The sequence below is a fragment of the Sphingomonas sp. HITSZ_GF genome (genome assembly GCF_029543155.1).
GTDB lineage: Bacteria > Pseudomonadota > Alphaproteobacteria > Sphingomonadales > Sphingomonadaceae > Sphingomonas.
This window is the reverse complement of sequence record NZ_JARQXA010000002.1, coordinates 636,834-655,828: the sequence shown is the minus strand read 5'-3', so window position 1 is coordinate 655,828 and position 18,995 is coordinate 636,834. Positions and strand designations below refer to the sequence as shown.

Below are 18,995 nucleotides of genomic sequence, written 5' to 3'. Positions count from 1 at the left end.
TACTGACGCCTAGAAGCCGCCAGACCCGGGGCCGCCGCCCACATGTCCCTTCATCTAAATCACTATGTCAAAGAGCGTGTCCTTGCCCGAAGCGTGCTTCGAACATCCTCTTGCGAGGCCCAAGTCAGCAAGGCCGAAGCCGAGCCAGCTAGTTGAGAACTGCCCGAACCGAAGTTCGGAAGAGCGGAGAAGCGAGCGCCTCGCCGCCGGGAGGTGGCCATCTATGTTCCCGACCGATTCGCGTCAACCGGTAAAATGCACTTTCCCAATCTTTTTTCGCATCGGGCTTCCGAAGCCCCTTTGTGGACGCGCCGTCAGCCGATCGTCATCAGGCTGGCATTGCCGCCGGCCGCCGTGGTGTTGATCGAGATCGACACCTCCTCGAGCAGCAGGTCGATCGGATAGCCCGCCGCGCCGCGTGCCAGGATCGGCACGATCGGCCCGTCCTGTGCCGCCAGCTGCTCGGCCGGCGCGACCGGATCGCCTTCGACCAGCGCCGAGGCAGGATGGACGCCCGGGGCAGCAGCGAACATCGCAGCGATGCGTGGCGGCAATCCCTTCGGCAGCGCCATGGCTTCCAGCGCAGCGCGATTGCCGGTCGCCAGCACAGCGGCGATCTGCTCGTACAGGCCGTCCCGCGTCTCCGGACGCAGCAGGATGCGGCCGCGCGGATGCAGGACATAGAGGTTGCGCTCGCCGACCGGCCCGGCCAGCTCGCGTTCCATGCCCAGCGCCGAAGCGGCGCCGTAGCGGCGGGCAGTGGTGGCGGCCGCAGCCTCGCCCTGCGCATCGAGCCATTCGGCAAATTCGGTTAGCAGCGCCGGCGGCGTCGGCGCAGGCTCGACCGCGACCGGCGCCTCGCCGGTCAGCCTGCCGAGATAGAGTGGACCGCCCGCCTTGGGCCCGGTGCCTGACAGCCCACGCCCGCCGAACGGCTGCACACCGACGATCGCGCCGATCACGTTGCGGTTCACATAGAGATTGCCTGCCTGCACCCGCGCCGTGACTTCGGCGATCGTCTCGTCGAGCCGGGTGTGGAGCCCGAAGGTGAGGCCATAGCCGGTGGCGTTGATCGCATCGATCAGCGCCGAGAGGTCGTCCCGGCGGTAGCGCAGAACGTGGAGGACCGGGCCGAACACCTCGCGCTCGACATCGGCGATATTCCCGATCTCGATGATCGTCGGTGCGACGAAGGTGCCGTGCGCAGTTGCGGCAGGCAGGTCCTGCTGCTCGATCCCGTGGCCCCGCGCGCGCATCGTCGCGATGTGCTTCTCGATATTGGCCTGCGCCTCGGCGGTGATCACCGGGCCGGTATCGACCGCCAGCGCATCGGTTCGGCCGATTCGCAGCTCCTTGAGCGCGCCCTTGAGCATCGCCAGCGTGCGATCGGCGACTTCTTCCTGGAGGCAGAGGATTCGAAGTGCCGAGCAGCGTTGGCCGGCGCTGTCGAATGCCGAGGCCAAAACATCGGCAACCACCTGTTCGGCGAGCGCCGAGCTGTCGACGATCATCGCATTCTGGCCACCGGTCTCGGCAATCAGCGGGATCGGCTTGCCCGAGGCCGACACGCGCGGCGCAAGCTGGCGCTGGATCAGCCGGGCGACATCGGTGGAGCCGGTGAACATCACGCCCGCCGTCTCCGGCGCCCCCACGAGCGCCGCGCCGATCGGGCCGTCCCCGGGGAGGAGCTGGAGCGCATCGGCGGGCACGCCGGCAGCGTGGAGCAGCGCCACCGCCTGCGCGGCGATCAGCGGCGTCTCCTCCGCCGGCTTGGCGAGCACCGGATTGCCCGCGACCAACGCCGCGGCGACCTGGCCGGTGAAGATCGCCAGCGGGAAGTTCCACGGGCTGATGCACACCACCGGGCCAAGCGGCACCTGGGCAGGGCCGAAGGTGGCGCGGGCACGCGCAGCATAATAGCGCAGGAAATCGATCGCCTCGCGCACCTCGGCGATCGCATTGGGCAGCGACTTGCCTGCCTCGCGCACGATCAGGCCGAGCAGCACCGGCATCTGCGCCTGCATCGCATCGGCGGCGGACTCGAGCATCGCGGCGCGATCGGCGACCGGCGTCGCGCCCCAGTTCGAGGCGGCGGCGCGGGCGACGGCAGCGGCGGCAGCTTCGGGCGAAGCCTCGACGACCACGCCCACCTGGTCGCGGTGATCGGCGGGATTGAGCAGCTTGCGCTCGGTCCCCTGCCCGTCCGCCGGCGCGGCGCGCCAGTCGATCGTCGTGCTGTGCTGGAGCGCCTCGGTGAGCGCCGCGAGCGCATCCTCGTCGCTGAGATCGAGCCCGTCCGAGTTGCGGCGATCGGGATAGAGGCCGCGGGGCAGCGCGATCAGGTCGTGATGCGCGCCGGGATGGGGCATCGCCCGCACCTGCTCGGCGGGATCGGCGACCAGCTCGGCCACCGGGATCTCGGGATCGGCGATACGGTTGACGAAGGAGGAGTTGGCGCCGTTCTCCAGCAAGCGGCGGACCAGATAGGCGAGCAGCGTCTCATGCGTGCCGACCGGCGCATAGATCCGGCAGGGGCGATCGAGCTTCGCCTTGCCGACGACCTGCTCATAGAGCGGCTCGCCCATGCCGTGCAGGCACTGGAATTCATACTTGCCGACCGCGAAGTCCGGACCCGCCAGCCGATAGATCGTCGCCAGCGTCTGGGCATTGTGCGTGGCGAACTGGGGGAAGACCCGATCGGTGGCGGCGAGCAGCTTCCGCGCGCAGGCGATGTACGCCACGTCGGTGTGGATCTTGCGGGTATAGACCGGGAAATCGCTCAGCCCATCGACCTGGGCGCGCTTGATCTCGGCATCCCAATAGGCGCCCTTGACGAGGCGCACCATGATCCGCCGCTGCGCGCGCCCGGCCAGATCGATGATCCAGTCGATCACGAAGGGGCAGCGTTTCCCGTACGCTTGAACGACGAAGCCGAGCCCGTCCCAGCCGGCAAGATCGGCATCGAGCGCCAGCCCTTCGAGCAGGTCGAGCGAGAGCTCGAGCCGATCGGCCTCCTCGGCATCGATGTTGAGGCCGATATCGTAGCTGCGCGCCAGCGCCGCCAGCGTCTTCACCCGCGGCAGCAGTTCGCCCATCACCCGGTCGGCCTGCGAGCGGGCATAGCGCGGGTGGAGCGCCGAAAGCTTGATCGAGATGCCCGGCCCTTCATAGATGCCGCGCCCGCCCGACGCCTTGCCGATCGCGTGGATCGCATTCTCGTAATCGCGATAATAGCGCTCGGCATCGGCAGCGGTGGTCGCCGCCTCGCCCAGCATGTCATAGCTGTAGCGGAAGCCCTTGGCCTCTTCGTGCCGGGCACGCTTGAGCGCCTCGTCGATCGTCTCGCCGGTGACGAACTGCTCGCCCATCATCCGCATCGCGATATCGATGGCGCGGCGGATCACCGGCTCGCCGGCGCGCGCGACCAGCCGCATCAGCGCGGCGCCCAGCCCCTTGTCGTCGGCGGTGCTCACCAGCTTGCCCGTCACCACCAGCGCCCAGGTCGCGGCGTTGACGAAGAGCGGCTTGCCGCCGAGATGCGCGCGCCAGTCGCCATCGGCGATCTTGTCGCGGATCAGCGCATCGCGGGTGGCATCGTCGGGGATGCGGAGCAGCGCCTCGGCCAGGCACATCAGCGCGACGCCCTCCTCGCTCGACAGCGCATATTCCTGGACCAGCGATTCGACCGCGCCGCCACGCTTGCGGGCGCGCAGGCCGGTGACGAGCCCGGTCGCGGTCTCGCGCACAGCGGCGCGGGTCGTCGCGTCGAGCGTCGCGGCTTCGAGCAGCGGGGCCAGCGCCTCGGCCTCGTCGCGGCGATAGGCGGCGGTGATCGCCTGGCGGAGGGGAGTCGCCGCGCGGACGGGCGGGGCGAAGGCGGCGAAGGGCGCGGGCTGGGTCATCTGCCGACTATATGCGCTTATCGAAGGGCGATCCGACTTATCGATAACGCTTTACAGGCGGAATCGCCATTGTTGCGCCGATCTGCTAGGCAAAATGCATGAGAAATGCGCCACCGTCAGTCGAATTGGATTCCTTCGACATGAAGATCATCGCCGCCCTGGCCGCGGACGGGCGGATGACCGTTACCGAGCTGGCGAGACAGGTGGGTCTCTCCAAGACGCCGGCGCAGGTCCGGCTCAAGCGACTGACCGACAGCGGCGTCATCCGCGGCTTCCGCGCGATCATCGACCCGGCGCGGATGGGGCTCGACCATATCGCCTTCACCGAAGTGAAGCTGGCCGACACCCGCGAGAAGGCGCTGCAGGAATTCAACGCCGCCGTCCGCCGCATTCCCGAGGTGGAGGAATGCCACATGCTCGCCAGCAATTTCGACTATCTGCTCAAGGTGCGCACCGCCGACATCCGCCGCTACCGGATCGTGCTGGGCGAGAAGATCTCAAGCCTGCCGCATGTCGCCAGCACCTCGACCTATGTCGCGATGGAGACGGTGAAGGACTGAGCGCATTCATGTCTCGTGAGGCCGTCGGCGTTCCGCAAATCCTCTCCCGGAGGGAGAGGGGGACCGCGCCGCGAAGCGGTGTGGTGGAGAGGGCCCGCCCCAAGCGATATCGCTCGCGGCAAGCCCCCTCCACCAGCTTCGCTGGTCCCCCTCCCCCTCCGGGGGAGGATTTGTGTGTGGCTAGCGGCTCAAACAGAGCATGTGATCGATGCTGTGCGGACCGTCCAGAAGCTCGGCCGGGGTGATCGGGCGGACCTGTCCGTCATGATGGATCAGGGCGAGTGCGAAGCCCTCGCCGACGATCTCGGCAAGGAAGCCGGCCGGATCGGGATAGCGTTCGACGGTGAATTCCATGAAGACGGTGAGCGGCCGGCCGCGCGCGAGGATGCCGGTCATGCCGCGCCACACCTGCTGCTCATGCCCCTCGACATCGATCTTGATGAATTCGGCGTCGAGCGCCTCCGGAAAGGAGTCGAGCCGGCGGATCGGCACGCTGCCCGCACCATCCTCGCGTACCCGGCCACCGCCGGGCGACCGAAGATCGACGTCCAGCGCGACCTGTCCCTCGGCCGCGCCGAGCGCGCAGCGATGCAGCGTGGTGAAGCCGGCGAAGCCGTTGACCGCAATGCTCGGCGCCAGGCGATCGGCGAGCCCGGCATTGGGCTCGAAGGAAAGCACCCGCCCCTCCGCCCCGGTCAGATCGGCGAGCAGCAGGGTGAAGAAGCCGAGATTGGCACCGACATCGATCACCGTCGAACCGCGGCGCACCGCGCGCAGCATCGCTTCGGTGACCCACATCTCCCAGAAGCCGTCGAGCATCAGATGCGCGGCGATGCCGGTATCGCGCGTATCGACATAGAGCTTGTAGCGGCCGAGCACGCGGGCGAGCGCAGTGTGATCGCCGCAATAGGCGGAGCGGCACAGCGCGCGGATCTCCGCCTCGACCTGGTCGCGCGGTTCGGAGAGCAGGCGCCAGATGTCGTAGATCGGTGCCCTGTCCATCATCGCTCCCTTGCCCGGCGGCCGACATGCCATGCGGCCAGCCGCGCGGCAATCGAGGCGCGGGAGATTCTGGGCCCGGTCCGGGCCAGCGCCTCGACCAGCTGCTCGGGCGTGCAGGGCCGCCCGGTGACCGGATCGGCATAGAGCGGATAGGCGATCAGCGCAGCGGCGGCGAGCTCGGCCAGCGTGCGCCGGCGGGTGCGGCGGGCAGGCGCGGCATGATCGCGCGTCAGCCCCCAGCCGGCATAGAAGGGCGCACCGTGCACCACCACCTGGCGCCCGCGGACCAGCGCCTCGAACCCGGCGAGCGAGGTGAGCGTGTGCACTATGTCCACCCGATCGAGCAGGCGCGGCAGATCGGCATGCGGCAGCACCAGATCCGCCTCGGGCGCGGCCAGCGCGCCGCTGCGCAGCCCGGCGACGACATCGGGATGCGGCTTGTAGATAAGGAAGGCATCGGGCTCCTCGGCGCGGGCGCGGGCGAGCAGTTCGGCCATCGAGAGCCCCATCCCGCCGAGCAGCACCGAGCGATCGTCCTCGACCTGGCCGATCACCAGCACGACGCGTCGGCCCGGCGGCAAATCGGGCAGCGGGCCGGCAAGGTTGTATTTGGTCACTGCGGCTTCACGCAGGCGGGCGAGCAGCGCGTCGGCGCGCGCGATCTCAGCGGCGGTGAAGTCGCGGGTCTGAAGCATCACCTCGAGATCGCTCGGGCCCGAGGCGTCATAATAGGGGCGGCGGCTGTCGAGCGTGAGCGAGCAGGGCGGCACCAGCGCCGCGCCGAGCCCGGCCGAGCGGACGAATCCGTCCTCGATCCACCAGATCGGCACCCCCGCTTCGACGGCTTGCGCCTCCAGCCCGGCCGGGACGCGCGACGCCCAGCAGGCGATCGCCCCGCCCCGCGCCCGAGCAGCCTTCACGGCGCGTGTGGCGGTGTTTGCAAATATCGGCGGATGCGCGTTGCAAAGCATCGCGGCGAGCCGCTTGCGCTTCCACGGCGCGATTCCGGCGAGGCAGGCAATGCCCTGCGCGCGCGGATCGCTCACCGGGTGAGCAGCTCGACGGTGAGCGCCGGGGTGACCAGCGTGTTGAGCAGCTGGACGAGCTTGCCGAACTGCGCCGAACGGGCATTGGCGATCAGCAGCACGTCCTTCTCGTGCATGCGGAAGCGCTGCGCGGCGAAATAGCTGCGCGGATCGAGCAGGTTGAGCCGGTAGATCACCGGCAGCTCCTTGCGCACGCCGTCGACCAGCGCCGGCTCGTAGCGGAAGACGAACACGCCGGTGGCATCGGCCTGATTGTCGAGCGGGCCGCCGGCGCGGGCCAGCGCTTCGGCGAGGCTGAGCGCATCGCTGTCGAACGGCACTTCGGAGACGGTGCGCGCCGCACCGAGGACGGTGACCGAGCGGACCGAACGGAGCAGTTCGACATGGTCGCCGGGAGCGAGGCGGACATTGGCGACATCGCCGACATGGAGCCGATCGAGCCGGATCTCGGCCGACTGGCCGGCACGGGTGACGCGCACCGCGGTATCGGCCCCGCGCGCGGTGGGGCCGCCGGCGACGGCGATCACGTCGAGCAGCCGCTCGCCGGCGCTGGTGAGCGGCTGGCGGCCGGGCGTCTTCACATCGCCGCTGACGATGACGCTGCGCGCCGGGCCGCGATCGACGGTGACGCTGGCCTGGGCGTTCTGCGACAGGCCGCGCAGCCGCCGTTCGATCTCGGCGGCGACGGCATCGGGCGTGCGGCCCAGCGCCTCGATAGCGCCGATATAGGGCAGGTCGATGCTGCCGCCCTCGCCCACTTCCATCCGCGGCAAGGTACGCCCGGCGGCGGCAGGCGCGGCATCGTCCCTGGCCGCGCCGAACAGCGCATAGCCGACTTCGAACACGGTGACGGTGACGCGGTCGCCGACGGTGATTGTCGCGTCTGCCGGCGCGGCATCGGCGATCGGCCAGGCGGGCGCTTCGGGCACCGCCTCGGCGCCGAGCCCGGGCGCATCGACGATGTCGACGACCGTGACTCCGGCCGCACCGGCAGGGGCGACGACCTGGTGCGCGGTGGGCGCGGCGGCGGGCAGGGTCGCACAGCCCGGGACGAGCAGCAGGGCCAGGGGCAGCAGCCGGTTACGCATGGGCGGGCCGCAGCGCGCCGGCGCGGGCACGCTCCTCGAACAGGTCGCCATAGAGGCGCGCGAGGCGCTCGCGGTAGCGCTCGGGCGAGAAGAAATCGGCGCGGACGCGGCCGGCGGCGGCGAGCCGGGCGCGCAGTTCGGCATCGCCGTCGAGCGCGCGCAGCCCCGCCGCGATCGATGCCGGGCTATAGGGATCGACGAGCAACGCCGCGTCGCCCGCCACTTCGGGCAGCGAACTGGTGTTCGAAGTGAGCACCGGCGTGCCGAGCGCCATCGCCTCGAGCACGGGCAGGCCGAAACCTTCGTAGATCGAGGGGAAGGTGACTGCCTTCGCCCCGCGCACCAGCCGCAGGAGCAGGCTGCGCGGCAGATAGTCGATGCGGCGGACGTTCCTGAACTGGGCGACCAGCGGGTTCAATTCGTCACGACGCAGCAGGCGCAGCTCCTGGCGGCTGCCGAAGCTGCGCTGGCCGACGATCACCAGCGGCGTGTCGGTGCCGAGCGAGAGATAGGCTTCGATCAGCCGGGCGAGGTTCTTCTTGGGCTCGATCGCGCCGAAGAACAGGAAATAGCCGCGCCAATCGAGCCCGAAGATGCTGCGCACGGCGCGGGAGACCTCCTCCTCAGGCTCCTCGGCGGCGCCTTCGGGCAGGCGCACCGCCTGCCAGGTGTTGACCAGCCTGGGCTCGGCCTGGGGAAAGAGCTGGAGGATGTCGGCGCGGCTCGCTTCGGAAACCGTGACGATGCGATCGGCCCCGGCGATCACCTTGCGGATCAGCCTGGCGTAGAGGCGCTTGTTGTCCGCGCTGGCATAGGGAAGCTTGAGCGGCACCAGATCGTGCAGCGTGTAGAGATTGGGCACGCCCGGCATGCGCACCGGGAAGGGATAGGTCCAGTGCATCACGTCGGGTGCGCCGCCGGGGATGGCGACGCGGGTGAACAGGCCGGTCCGCTTGAAGTTGCGCGCGGCGAGATCGAACAGATCGGGCGCGCTGTGAAGCGCGTCGAAGCGCGGCAGGCGGTGGGCGAACTGCCCGGTCAGCACCTGCCCGGCGACCGGGATGGCGCGGGCGCGGCGCGGGCGCGAGAGCCAGGCGAGCTCGCGCAGCCAGGCGGGACTGCCGAGGCGAGGCCGGCGGGTGGCATGGCCATTGCCCAGCGCTTCGTAGAACAGCACTTCGCGCAGCCGCGGGTTGAACGGCGCGCGCAGGCCGTAGAGACCCTCGACGCCGATCCCCAGCCCCTGCGCGGCGGCGGCGAGCTGGTGGCCATAGGTGGCCACGCCCGTCCCCTGCGGCAGCGCCAGATTATAGCCGTCGATCATCAACCGCATTTTGCGGCGTCCCCCTTCTTCGCCGACTCTCGTACAGGGCCGCAGCGCGCTTGCGAAGCCTGCACTTTCGCGAGGCGACCCAGCAAGTTAGCCTAGGCTCATGATTCGCTTCGATCGCGTCGCCAAATCCTATCCGCTGCGCGGCGGCGGGCGGCGCACCGTGCTCGAATCGGCGAGCTTCCGCATCGTGCCCGGCCAGTCGATCGGCATCTGCGGACACAATGGCGCGGGCAAGACGACTCTGCTCCGCCTCATCGCCGGGGTGGAGAAGCCCAGCGCCGGCACGATCGAGCGCGACATGCGCGTCTCCTGGCCGATCGGCTATGCCTCCAGCTTCCAGTCGAGCCTGTCGGGTGCCGACAATGTCCGCTTTATCGCCCGTATCTATCGCCGGCCAGTGGAGGAGGTGCTGGGCTTCGTCGAGGATTTCGCGGAGCTGGGCGACTATCTGTTCATGCCGATCCGCACCTATTCGGCGGGGATGCTGGCGCGGCTGGCGTTCGCGGCGAGCCTGGCGGTCGATTTCGACTGCTATCTGATCGACGAGGTGATCGCCGCCGGCGACGAGCGCTTCCGGGCGCGCTGCCACGCCGCGCTGATGGAGCGGCGGCGCAAGGCGAGCCTGGTGCTGGTGAGCCACGACATGCAGACGCTGCGCGACTATTGCGACACCGGCGCGGTGCTCGAGGGCGGGCAGCTGAACTTCTACGACCATATCGAGGAAGCGATCGCCCGGCACTTCGCGGCGCGCGACGCGAAGGTCGCCTGAAGCCGGCGCCGGCAAAGTACATGAAGTACACGCCAAAGCGCATTTCGCCCGCGCAACTTCGTTACGCCCGACTGATCCTATCTTTCCAACACGCGGCTAGGCCTGGTGCTCGCGCAGCCCGGCGAGCAGCATCCAGCCGATGCCATAGGCAATCGCCAGCCCGATGAAGATCAAGAGCGTGGTGCGCCACGGCGTGGGGCGATCGGGCTTTTCGGGCAGGTTGGGCTCGACCACCGGGACGATGAACAGCCGCTCCTTCACCGCGCGGGCACGCGCTTCCTCCAGCCGGGCGCGCGCCGCCTCGTAGCGCTTGGCGGCGAAATCCTGGCGCAGGCGCAGCTCCTCGTAATTGCCGAGCCGCGCGGCGACCGCGCCGGGCTGGCCGGCGATCCGCCCGCGCGCCGCCGCCACCACGGCCTGCAGCGCCGATACCCGGCCCTCGACCGCGCGGACCTGGGGGCTCGACGGGCTGAGCTGGCGGCGCATGTCGGCGAGCAGCGCCTGCTGCCGGCCGAGATCCATCTCGGCATCCGCCAGCGCCTTCTGCCCGGCGGCGCCGCTGGCGGCGGGATCGATATCGGCATTGCCCTGGCGGAAGGCGGAGAGCTGGCGCTCGATGACGGCAAGTTCCTGCTCGGCGGACTGGGCATCGCCGGCGGCAGCGCGGAGCGACGCGTCGAACAACCGGGCGTTGAAGGCGTTGACCCGCGCCTCGCCGAGATCGAGCAGCGCCGCGGCGATCCGCCGGGCATCCTGCGGCGCGAAGGCGCGGACCGAGAGGCGGGTGATATTGTCGTCGGGATCGTAGCTGACATCGACATGCGCGCGGTAATAATCGAGCAGCGTCTCGGCGCGGGGCCGATCCGGGCGCAGGCGCGAGAGCCAGTCGATCCCGGGCCGGGCATAGAGCGCGGCAAGATCGATGCCCCGGGCCCGGAGCGCCGCCACCGCATCGTGCGAGCGCAGATATTCGCGAACGCTCTGCGCCTCCTGCTGCCCCGGCGCGAGCGCGCCGCCCAGCCCGAAGAGCTGGCCCATGCCGCCGACGCGCGGCCCCTGCGCCTCGAGCCCGCGCACCACGAACTGCGCCTGCGACTGATATTGCGGGCTGGCGAGCGCGAAGAGGTAGAGCGCGGCGAGCAAGGTCGGCAGCACCACGGCGAGGAGGAACGGATGGCGCCACCAGCGCGCGGGCCGGGCGAGCGGAACCGCGTCCTCGGCGGAGGAGAGGTGGACCATGCGGTTCATGCCGCGCATCTCGGCCGAAAGCGCCTCACAATTCAAGCCGCCCGCGCAGATGGGCGAGCGCGAACAGCCCGAGCAGGGTCAGCACGCCGCACCAGCCGGTCACGTAGAAGATGTCGGCATAGTGCGAGGTGAAGCCGGCGAACTGCCCGATCTTGAGCAGCTCGAAGATGTGGACGAGCGGAATCCAGGCGAGCCATTCGCGCACCCCGGCGGGCAGCCAGGCCATGGCGAAGAAGGCGCCCGAGGCCGGCATCGACAGATAGAGGAGCGGATGGACCAGCCGGCCGAGGATCGGCGCCGCGTGCGATCCGGCAGCGACGAGCATGCCGAGCCCGAAGGAGAGCCAGGCCATCAGCAGCACCGCGAGCAGCACATATTCGGGGCGCGCGGGCGGATCGGCGAGGCCGAGCGCGACCGCGGCGCCGAGCAGCACCGCGAGCACCACCATTGTGCTCGCCAGCTCGAGCAGCGAGCGCGCGGCGAGCATGTCGAACAGCGTGACCGGGCGGTGGTGGAGCAGCGGCCGGTTGGCCTCCAGCACCGTCTCGGCGCGCGAGACCACCGCGCGGAACATGATGAACAGCCCATAGCCGCCGATCGCGAAGGGAATCGGTTTCACCCCGCCGCTGATCGGCAAGTGGCTGGAGCCGTGCAGCAGCGCGACCGCGGCGGCGAGCAGCATCGGCTCGGCGAACAGCCAGAGATAGCCGATATTCTCGCGCCCGAAGCGGGTGTGCAGCTCGCGCAGGATCAGCGCGCGGATCACCGCGCCCTGGGTATCGGCAGCGGCGAGCAGCGCGCGCATCACAGGCCGTCCAGAAAGGGCAGGACGGCATCGAAATGCGCGTCCCATCCAGGCGGCGACCAATGCCCTAGCCGATCGAGCTGCGCGGCGCGGCGGGCGCTGCCCGGCGCGGCATAGTCGCGGATCGCCTGCATCCAGCCGGGCCCGTCGAGCGGATCGAGATAGTCGGGGACGTCGCCGCCGGTCTCGCGCAGCGCGGGCAGGTCGCTGGCGATCACCGGCACGCCCGCGGCAAGCGCCTCGGCCACCGGCAGGCCGAAGCCTTCGGCGAAGCTCGGCATCAGCACCGCGCGCGCGCCCGCGACCAGGCCGGCGAGCCGGGCATCCCCCACGCGCCCCGCCTCGACCACCAGCGCCCGGATCGCCGGGCTGCGCTCGAGCATGTCGACGACATTCTCATTCTCCCACCCGCGCCGCCCGACCAGGATTAGCCGCGGCGCATCGCCGCCGCCAGCCAGCGCCCGCCAGACCTGGAGGAGCAGGAGATGGTTCTTCCTCGGCTCGATCGTGCCGAGGCAGAGGAAATAGGGGCGGTCCTGCACTTCGGGCGCGGCACCGGCGAAGCGCGGCTCGACGCCGAGCGGGGCGACGAGCAGCGGCGGGCGCCGGGCTTCGAGGAAGCGCGCCAGCGAGGCAGCAGTGGCGTGCGAGTTGACCAGGATGCCGTCGGCGAAGCGGGCGGCGTTGCGCAGGCGCCGTTCGTGCTTCTCCGCCCCGCCGGGCCGGGCATATTCGGGAAAATCGGCGGGAATCGCGTCATGGACATAGACGCAGGTCTTCGCATCGGGCCGGTGGCGGCGATCGAGCTCGGCGAGATGGTGGTGCGAGACGAGCAGCCGCACCTCACCTTCGCGGCGCACGCGCGGACGCAGGCCCGACAGCGCGATGCCCGAAGGTTCACCCGCGGCCCAGCGCGCTTCGATCCGGGGGAGCAACGCCGCCAGCGCGGCGCGCGAATAGCCACAGGCGCCGATGCCCGGCACCCAGGCTTCGAACGCGACGGGACGATCCTGCGCGCCAAGCAGCGCGCGGGCATAGGCCAGCTCGAGCCGATCGATGCCGGTGGGCGTGGCATGGCGGCGGCGCAGCAGCAGCCGGGTGATGTCGAGCGTCAGCGGGCGCTTCACGCGAGCAGCCGCTCCGCGCTGCCCCGCACCAGCAGATCGAGCCCCGCCGCGCTGTGGAACCCGCCATTGACCAGGCACTTGGCGCGCAGCACCCGGCAGAGCAGCGCGAAATTCTCGGGCACCACCGGGGGCGGATCGCGCCAGAATTCGGCGAGGCTGCATTCGGCGGTGATCCCCTCCATCCGGTAGATCGCCGCGCCCATCGCCAGCACCGGCACGCCTTCGGCAAGCGCGAGGGGGCCGACCGTGCTGTTGATCGTCACCACACCGCGCGCGACGCGCAGCAGGGGCAGCAGATCGCCGCGTTCGATGAACGCCACCTTGTCGCCCACGCCGATCCGGTGCGCCGCCTCGGTCACCAGCGCGCGCCAGCGGACCACGCCGGGATCGAGCGGATGCTGCTTGACCAGCAGCCGCGCCTCGGGCGGCGCCGCGCGAAAGGCCTGGAGGACATGCTCCATCGCCTCGACGATCGACGCGAAGGGCGAATGGACCGCGAGCTGCGAATCGCCTTCGATCTGGAGCGGCAGCAGGAAGATCGGGCGGCCGGCGAGCCCGGCGAGCGCGGCCAGGCTGGCGCGCCGCTCGCGGCGGCGGCGCAGGCGCCGGCCGAGCCAGCCCGCCGCCTCGCGCCAGGCCGGCCAGAAGCGGTGGTTGCGATGATGCGGGAAGCGCGGGCGGCCGAGCAGCGTGAAGACATGGTGGAGCACCGCTTCGCGGGCGCGCGGCGCGAAATCGTTGCGCACCGCCACGGCTTCCCCGGCCTGCTCGATCCGCGCGTCGAGCAGGCGCAGCGCATGGAGCGAGCGCGGGAAGCTCGAATGGCCGTTCACGCCGCCGCGCTCGAGCGTGACGTGATCGGGGCGCAGATAGCCTTCCTCGAATGCATGGAAGCGCAGGCCCCGACGATCGGCGAGCGCACGGGCCGCGACATGGGGCGCGCGGCAATCGCCGAACACGACGATGTCGCTGACTCCGCGCTCGGCAACGAAGCGTTCGAGCCAGGCGGGGAAATCGGCGGGCGCGCCGCGGAAGCCGGTGCCGCCGGGCCAGTCCCACCAGTCGCCGCCGCTGAAATTGACGCGCGACACGGTGGACCCGCGCTCGCGCAGATGCCGGCCGAGGCGGCGGAAGAACGGCCCGGGCAGGCCCTGGAGGAAGAGGAAATGGCGCGGCCGCTCGACCAGCCGCAGCGGCGTGCGCGCGGCCGGGGGCACGGGCACTTGCCCGTCGTCCAGACTATTGGGCCCTGTCGCCACGATTTTCCCTCTTCGCCAGTCTCTTACGATGCGCATCGCCTTTGCGGAAGCGGGCTCCTAAAGGGAGATATGTCCGATTTGATCGCAGATCGCCCGGCAGAGGTCCTCATCGTCGTCCCGGCGCGCTTCGCTTCGGTGCGCTTTCCCGGCAAGCCGCTGGCGCTGCTGGGGGAAAAGCCGCTGGTGCAATGGACCTGGGAAGCGGCGATGCGCGCAAGCGACCTGGGCGACGTGGTGGTGGCGACCGAGGACGAGCGCATCGCTGAGGCCGTGCGCGGCTTCGGCGGGACTGCGGTGATGACCGGCGCCGCGGCGCGGAACGGCACCGAGCGCTGCGCCGAAGTCGCGGCACGCCGGCCGGGCGCGAAGCTGGTGATCAACCTGCAGGGCGATTCGCCGCTGGTCCGCCGATCGGACATCGCCGCGCTGGTGGACGCCTGGCGCGCGACCGGCGCGGCGATGCTGACGCCCTGGCTCGCATGCGATGCGGCGACCGAGGCGCGGCTGCTGGCCGACGCCGCGGCGGGGCGCGTCGGCGGCACCACGGTGGTGGCGGACCGGGCCGGCAATGCGCTCTATTTCTCCAAGCGCGTGCTGCCCCATGGCGCGCGCCCCAAGCTGCATATCGGCCTCTATGCCTATACGCCCGCGGCGCTCGCCGCCTATGCCGGCTGGGCGCCGGGGGCGCTCGAGCTCGCCGAGGGGCTGGAGCAGCTGCGCTTCCTCGAGAACGGCATGGGCATCCGGCTGGTCGAGGTGCCGGCGCCCGAGGCAGGCTTCTGGGAAGTCAACAATGCCGAGGACGTGCCGCTGGTCGCCTCGGCCCTGGGGGGCGCCGTCGGACTTTGAAGTTCGGGCGCCGCGCCAACAAGACCGCGTCACCCTGAACTTGTTTCAGCATGACGATGGGGAGAGTTCCGCCCGAATATCGACCCGCTCTAGGCGCGCGGCCTGCGCGGGCCGAAATTGAGCCGGCGCGTGACGTTATAGTCGAGCACCGCCATCACGAAATAGGCGGCCGCCTGCTTCACCCGCGTCCAGGGGCCGGTGCGCGCCTTGTAGAGCGCGGGCGTGATTCGCTCGGACTGGGCGATCTCGCCGTCGACGAACGCGCGGACATAGGCGGCGAAGGCCTTGTCCTCGACCCGGAACATCAGTTCGAGGTTGAGGAACATCGAGCGGATATCGAAATTGGCCGAGCCGATGTTCACGACATCGTCCATCAGGAACAGCTTCGCGTGGAGCTTGGTCGGCTGATATTCGTAGATCTGGACATTCTTTCGGAGAAGCCCGGCATAGGTAAAGCGCGCCGCCCAGATCGCCGCGCCGTGATCGAGCTTGGAAGGCAGCACCAGCCGCACCCGCCCGCGCTTGCCGGCACGATCGAGGCGGCGCAGCATCGCCGGATTGGGCGCGAAATAGGCGGCGATGATGTCGATCGAGTTGGAGCGTTCCATGTCGCGCTTCACTTCGCGGGCCCAGGGCGACAGCCGCCGCATCGGCCCGCCGAGCAGCCAGCGCGTGGCGCCCGCGGGCTCGCTCCAGGCGCGCAGCGTCTTGGCGAGACGGCGCAGCGACGGCTTGGGGCGCTTGGCCCAGCTCGACAAGGCATCGAAATAGCCGACCAGCCGCGCCGCCGCCGGCCCCTCGACCAGCAGCCCCAGATCGCGCCAGGCCTGTTCGGCAACGGTGCCGAAATAGCTGTTCTCGATGTTGAACCCGCCGACGATCACCCGCGCCTCGTCGGCAAGCGCCAGCTTCTGGTGGTTGCGGAGCAGATAGCGCCGGCCCCAGCGCGGCACGAATCGGCATACTTCCACGCCGGCCTCGTGGAGCGGATCGAAGAAGCGATGGCTCTGGGCATGCTCGCTGCCGAGCCCGTCGACGATCAGGCTGACCTGGACCCCGCGCGCCGCGGCATCGATCAGCGCCTGGCGCACCGCGGCGCCGGCATCGTCGTCGACATAGATGTAATAGAGCACGCGCAGCGACCGCTCGGCGCGGCGGATCAGGTCGAGCAGCGCCTCCATCCGCTCGGGCCCGTCGGGCAACAACGTCAGCCGGTTGCCGTCGACGGTGAAGCTCGGCTGCGAGAACTGCATCGGCCCGTGATGCGCGGGCAGGGGATCGGGGGCAAGGGGGGCGAGCGCTTCCATGTTTTCCCAAGTCGTTGCGAGTGCGTTCCCAACGCATGGCGGCCGGAATCGTTCGGCGGCCGATTTTCTTGACTTTTACGAGAGCGGACCCTAGATCGCCGCCTTTCCCGGACACTCCGTTTTTCAAGGAAGCGTAGATGGCGCGCGTCACTGTCGAAGATTGCGTCGACAAGGTTCCCAACCGTTTCGATCTCGTGCTGTTCGCGGCGCAGCGCGCCCGCCAGATTTCGGGCGGCGCCGATCTGACCATCGATCGCGACCGCGACAAGAACCCGGTCGTCGCGCTCCGCGAGATCGCCGAAGAGACCGTGCGCCCGACGCACCTCGAGGAAGCCGTGGTCTCGAGCCTGCAGCGCGTCCAGATCGACGACGAGGAAGCGCCGGACGAGGTCGGCTCGATCGCGGCTTCGGCCGAGGCGCTGCGCCTCACCGCCGCTGCCCCGCCGCGCAACCAGAATCTGGGCGGCGACTACGACGGCTGAGCCGGCGAATCGCTGACAACCAAAAGGGCCCCGGAAGCGATTCCGGGGCCCTTTTGCTATTCGGATTCCGGTTCGGACGAGGGCGCGGCCTTCCGCCCCTTGAAGCCCTGGGCCACCACGAACCATTCGACCGAGCCCTTGCGGCTCGAGGGCGGCTTGGCGTGCTTCACCGTGGCGAAGTTGCGCTTCATCTCGGCGACCAGCGACGAATCGGCGCCGCCGGCAAAGACCTTGGCGACGAAATCGCCGCCGGGCTCGAGCACCTGGATCGCGAAATCGAGCGCGGTCTCGACCAGGCCCATCGTCCGCAGCGCATCGGTCTGCGGATGGCCGACGGTGTTGGCCGCCATGTCCGACACGATCAGGTCCGGCGCGCCGCCCAATTCCTCGATCAGCCGATCGGGCGCGGCATCGTCCATGAAGTCCATCTGCAGGATGATCGCGCCGTCGATCGGATCGACCGGCAGCAGATCGATGCCGACCACCGGCGCCTTGGGCAGGCGGCGGCGCACCACCTGGGTCCAGCCGCCGGGCGCGATGCCGAGATCGAGCACGCGCTTCTTGCCCTTGAGGAACCTGAACTTCTCATCGAGCTCGATCAGCTTATAGGCCGCCCGGCTGCGATAGCCCTCGGCCTTGGCGCGCTTGACGTACGGATCGTTGAGCTGGCGCTCGAGCCAGCGCGTCGACTGCGCGGTGCGCTTGCGCGCGGTCAGCACGCGGGTATGGCCGCGGCCTCCACCCCTACTCATAGCCTCATTCCTGCTGCGCCGGCCCGCTCCCCCACCCGGCCTCCCAACGGCATCATCATGTGGGAGGCCGGGTGGGGGAGCGGGCTGGTACCGTCAACGGAAAACGTCACAAACTTCTCCCGTTGATCAGCCGGCGGAGGATGCCTTCGCGAATGCCGCGATCGGCGATGCCGAGCCGTTCGGCGGGCCATAGATCGAGAATCGTCTCGAGGATAGCGCAGCCGGCGACGACGAGATCGGCGCGCTCCGAGCCGATGCACGGCACCCGGCTGCGCTCGGCCATGCTCATCGCCGCGATCCGCTGGCTGACCTCGCGCATCGCCGGCGCCGGCACGATCAGCCCGTCGACGACCGAGCGATCATAGGCGGCGAGCCCGAGATGGACGCTGGCGAGCGTAGTGACGGTGCCCGAGGTGCCGAGCAGGCGTGGCGTACCGCGCGGCTTGCGCAGCCGCTTGGCGAAGGGCGCGAAACTCTCCGCCACGCGGGCGCGCATGCTTGCGTAGAGCGCGGCGCGGTCCTCGGCGCTCTCGGCGCTGCCCGAGGCTTCGGTGAGCGAGACCACGCCCCATTGCGCGCTGTGCCAGTCGAGGATGCGCGGCACCTCGCCGCGCGAATCGACCAGCACCAGCTCGGTCGAGCCGCCGCCGATGTCGAACACCAGCGCCGGGCCGTCGCCGGGCTCGAGCAGCGCATGACAGCCGAGCACCGCCAGGCGCGCTTCTTCCTCGGCGGTGATGATGTCGAGTGCGATGCCGGTCTCGCGATAGACGCGCTCGATGAACTCGGATCCGTTGGCCGCCTGGCGGCAGGCCTCGGTCGCGACCGAGCGGGCGAGGATCACGTTGCGGCGCTTGAGCTTCTCGGCGCAGATGCGCAGCGCGGCGATGGTGCGCTCGATCGCGGCATCGGAGAGCCTGCCCGAGGTGGCGAGCCCTTCGCCCAGACGGACGATGCGCGAAAAGGCATCGACCACGGCGAAGCCCGATCCTTGCGGGCGCGCGATCAGCAGGCGGCAGTTGTTGGTGCCGAGATCGAGCGCCGCATAATGGCGCCCTTCGGGCCAGCGGCCGCGAATCGGCCTTTCCGGAGGCGGCGCGGGCTTCCTGGCTTTGCCGGGACCACGGCCGCGGGGCATATTGGCGGTGCCATCCCCCATACATCACTCGCTTATGTTCTGTTCCGTCACGGCTTTTCGCCGCCGGTGCTTGAAAGCGAGGCTAGCCGAGTGCGCAGGCCGGGGCAAGGCAGGCGGCATTTTCCGGGCGTTGACAGAGCACGGTGGGCACCGTATTGCGCGCCGCCTGCCGACAGTGATGTCGCGTGATGCCCCGTCGTCTAAAGGTAAGACTACGGACTCTGACTCCGTCAATTGAGGTTCGAATCCTCACGGGGCATCCAATTCTGTTGAGCATATGGAAAGAGGGATGGAGCTGCTCCTTCATTTCCACATTGGTGAGCGGGTG

At 69.8% G+C, this 18,995-nt stretch carries 16 protein-coding genes and 1 tRNA gene; 5 read left to right on the top strand and 12 right to left on the bottom strand.

The features are described 5' to 3' along the window. Nucleotides 1–314 precede the first annotated feature (314 nt). A complete protein-coding gene (putA, locus tag P6144_RS09045; protein WP_277767402.1) occupies nucleotides 315–3,902 on the bottom strand; it encodes a trifunctional transcriptional regulator/proline dehydrogenase/L-glutamate gamma-semialdehyde dehydrogenase in 3,588 nt (1,195 codons plus the stop codon). Nucleotides 3,903–4,000: 98 nt separating this feature from the next. On the opposite strand from putA, the gene P6144_RS09040 reads away from it, so the two are divergent. Beyond that, the gene (locus tag P6144_RS09040; protein ID WP_277767401.1) at nucleotides 4,001–4,462 is read left to right on the top strand and encodes an Lrp/AsnC family transcriptional regulator; all 462 of its coding nucleotides are present in this window, start codon (nucleotides 4,001–4,003) and stop codon (nucleotides 4,460–4,462) included. Between the two features lie 180 nt (nucleotides 4,463–4,642). Here P6144_RS09040 and P6144_RS09035 read toward each other — a convergent pair whose 3' ends face one another. Genes P6144_RS09035 through P6144_RS09020 form a run of 4 tightly spaced genes read right to left on the bottom strand, consistent with a single transcriptional unit; the run spans nucleotide 4,643 to nucleotide 8,931 of the window. Continuing rightward, the gene (locus tag P6144_RS09035; protein WP_277767400.1) at nucleotides 4,643–5,467 is read right to left on the bottom strand and encodes an FkbM family methyltransferase; all 825 of its coding nucleotides are present in this window, start codon (nucleotides 5,465–5,467) and stop codon (nucleotides 4,643–4,645) included. Beyond that, on the bottom strand, nucleotides 5,464–6,510 hold the full coding sequence (locus P6144_RS09030) for a hypothetical protein (protein WP_277767399.1): 1,047 nt from the start codon (nucleotides 6,508–6,510) through the stop codon (nucleotides 5,464–5,466). Before P6144_RS09030 ends, P6144_RS09035 begins: the two co-directional genes overlap by 4 nt. Continuing rightward, the gene (locus tag P6144_RS09025; protein ID WP_277767398.1) at nucleotides 6,507–7,598 is read right to left on the bottom strand and encodes a polysaccharide biosynthesis/export family protein; all 1,092 of its coding nucleotides are present in this window, start codon (nucleotides 7,596–7,598) and stop codon (nucleotides 6,507–6,509) included. The genes P6144_RS09030 and P6144_RS09025 overlap by 4 nt, the downstream gene beginning before the upstream one ends. Continuing rightward, nucleotides 7,591–8,931, bottom strand: a complete 1,341-nt coding sequence (locus P6144_RS09020) for a glycosyltransferase family 1 protein (protein ID WP_277767397.1) — start codon at nucleotides 8,929–8,931, stop codon at nucleotides 7,591–7,593. The genes P6144_RS09025 and P6144_RS09020 overlap by 8 nt, the downstream gene beginning before the upstream one ends. A gap of 100 nt (nucleotides 8,932–9,031) precedes the next feature. Between P6144_RS09020 and P6144_RS09015 the strand changes: the two genes are divergently transcribed. Then, nucleotides 9,032–9,700: an ATP-binding cassette domain-containing protein gene (locus P6144_RS09015; RefSeq protein ID WP_277767396.1), complete on the top strand. Its 669-nt coding sequence runs from the start codon at nucleotides 9,032–9,034 to the stop codon at nucleotides 9,698–9,700. Nucleotides 9,701–9,796: 96 nt separating this feature from the next. Here P6144_RS09015 and P6144_RS09010 read toward each other — a convergent pair whose 3' ends face one another. Genes P6144_RS09010 through P6144_RS08995 form a run of 4 tightly spaced genes read right to left on the bottom strand, consistent with a single transcriptional unit; the run spans nucleotide 9,797 to nucleotide 14,103 of the window. Next, entirely contained in the window at nucleotides 9,797–10,948 is a 1,152-nt protein-coding gene (locus tag P6144_RS09010; protein ID WP_277767395.1) for a lipopolysaccharide biosynthesis protein, read from the bottom strand. A gap of 25 nt (nucleotides 10,949–10,973) precedes the next feature. Continuing rightward, entirely contained in the window at nucleotides 10,974–11,753 is a 780-nt protein-coding gene (locus P6144_RS09005) for an ABC transporter permease (RefSeq protein ID WP_277767394.1), read from the bottom strand. Beyond that, entirely contained in the window at nucleotides 11,753–12,880 is a 1,128-nt protein-coding gene (locus P6144_RS09000; protein ID WP_277767393.1) for a glycosyltransferase family 1 protein, read from the bottom strand. The genes P6144_RS09005 and P6144_RS09000 overlap by 1 nt, the downstream gene beginning before the upstream one ends. Continuing rightward, on the bottom strand, nucleotides 12,877–14,103 hold the full coding sequence (locus P6144_RS08995; protein ID WP_277767392.1) for a capsular biosynthesis protein: 1,227 nt from the start codon (nucleotides 14,101–14,103) through the stop codon (nucleotides 12,877–12,879). The genes P6144_RS09000 and P6144_RS08995 overlap by 4 nt, the downstream gene beginning before the upstream one ends. 105 nt (nucleotides 14,104–14,208) lie before the next feature. Here P6144_RS08995 and P6144_RS08990 point away from each other — a divergent pair, with 105 nt between their 5' ends. Beyond that, nucleotides 14,209–14,988, top strand: a complete 780-nt coding sequence (locus P6144_RS08990) for a manno-octulosonate cytidylyltransferase (RefSeq protein ID WP_277767391.1) — start codon at nucleotides 14,209–14,211, stop codon at nucleotides 14,986–14,988. A gap of 89 nt (nucleotides 14,989–15,077) precedes the next feature. On the opposite strand, the gene P6144_RS08985 is transcribed toward P6144_RS08990, so the two are convergent. After that, nucleotides 15,078–16,241, bottom strand: a complete 1,164-nt coding sequence (locus P6144_RS08985; protein WP_277767429.1) for a phosphatidylserine/phosphatidylglycerophosphate/cardiolipin synthase family protein — start codon at nucleotides 16,239–16,241, stop codon at nucleotides 15,078–15,080. A 191-nt stretch (nucleotides 16,242–16,432) separates the two neighbouring features. Here P6144_RS08985 and rpoZ point away from each other — a divergent pair, with 191 nt between their 5' ends. Further along, entirely contained in the window at nucleotides 16,433–16,777 is a 345-nt protein-coding gene (rpoZ, locus tag P6144_RS08980) for a DNA-directed RNA polymerase subunit omega (RefSeq protein ID WP_116839672.1), read from the top strand. Nucleotides 16,778–16,833: 56 nt separating this feature from the next. Here rpoZ and P6144_RS08975 read toward each other — a convergent pair whose 3' ends face one another. Continuing rightward, complete coding sequence (locus P6144_RS08975) at nucleotides 16,834–17,529, bottom strand: RlmE family RNA methyltransferase (RefSeq protein WP_277767390.1); 696 nt, start codon at nucleotides 17,527–17,529, stop codon at nucleotides 16,834–16,836. A 106-nt stretch (nucleotides 17,530–17,635) separates the two neighbouring features. Further along, complete coding sequence (locus P6144_RS08970) at nucleotides 17,636–18,667, bottom strand: Ppx/GppA phosphatase family protein (protein WP_277767389.1); 1,032 nt, start codon at nucleotides 18,665–18,667, stop codon at nucleotides 17,636–17,638. A 189-nt stretch (nucleotides 18,668–18,856) separates the two neighbouring features. Between P6144_RS08970 and P6144_RS08965 the strand changes: the two genes are divergently transcribed. Next, nucleotides 18,857–18,930, top strand: a tRNA-Gln gene (locus P6144_RS08965). The last annotated feature ends 65 nt before the right edge of the window (nucleotides 18,931–18,995 follow it).

Excerpts from the sequence above, each read along its gene's own strand:
- P6144_RS08990 (WP_277767391.1), top strand. The coding sequence starts at position 14,209 with ATGTCCGATTTGATCGCAGATCGCCCGGCAGAGGTCCTCATCGTCGTC.
- P6144_RS09015 (WP_277767396.1), top strand. The coding sequence starts at position 9,032 with ATGATTCGCTTCGATCGCGTCGCCAAATCCTATCCGCTGCGCGGCGGC.
- P6144_RS09035 (WP_277767400.1), bottom strand. The coding sequence starts at position 5,467 with ATGATGGACAGGGCACCGATCTACGACATCTGGCGCCTGCTCTCCGAA.
- P6144_RS09010 (WP_277767395.1), bottom strand. The coding sequence starts at position 10,948 with ATGAACCGCATGGTCCACCTCTCCTCCGCCGAGGACGCGGTTCCGCTC.
- P6144_RS09025 (WP_277767398.1), bottom strand. The coding sequence starts at position 7,598 with ATGCGTAACCGGCTGCTGCCCCTGGCCCTGCTGCTCGTCCCGGGCTGT.
- P6144_RS08970 (WP_277767389.1), bottom strand. The coding sequence starts at position 18,667 with ATGCCCCGCGGCCGTGGTCCCGGCAAAGCCAGGAAGCCCGCGCCGCCT.
- P6144_RS08985 (WP_277767429.1), bottom strand. The coding sequence starts at position 16,241 with ATGCAGTTCTCGCAGCCGAGCTTCACCGTCGACGGCAACCGGCTGACG.
- P6144_RS09040 (WP_277767401.1), top strand. The coding sequence starts at position 4,001 with ATGAGAAATGCGCCACCGTCAGTCGAATTGGATTCCTTCGACATGAAG.
- P6144_RS09020 (WP_277767397.1), bottom strand. The coding sequence starts at position 8,931 with ATGCGGTTGATGATCGACGGCTATAATCTGGCGCTGCCGCAGGGGACG.
- rpoZ (WP_116839672.1), top strand. The coding sequence starts at position 16,433 with ATGGCGCGCGTCACTGTCGAAGATTGCGTCGACAAGGTTCCCAACCGT.
- P6144_RS09005 (WP_277767394.1), bottom strand. The coding sequence starts at position 11,753 with ATGCGCGCGCTGCTCGCCGCTGCCGATACCCAGGGCGCGGTGATCCGC.
- P6144_RS08975 (WP_277767390.1), bottom strand. The coding sequence starts at position 17,529 with ATGAGTAGGGGTGGAGGCCGCGGCCATACCCGCGTGCTGACCGCGCGC.
- putA (WP_277767402.1), bottom strand. The coding sequence starts at position 3,902 with ATGACCCAGCCCGCGCCCTTCGCCGCCTTCGCCCCGCCCGTCCGCGCG.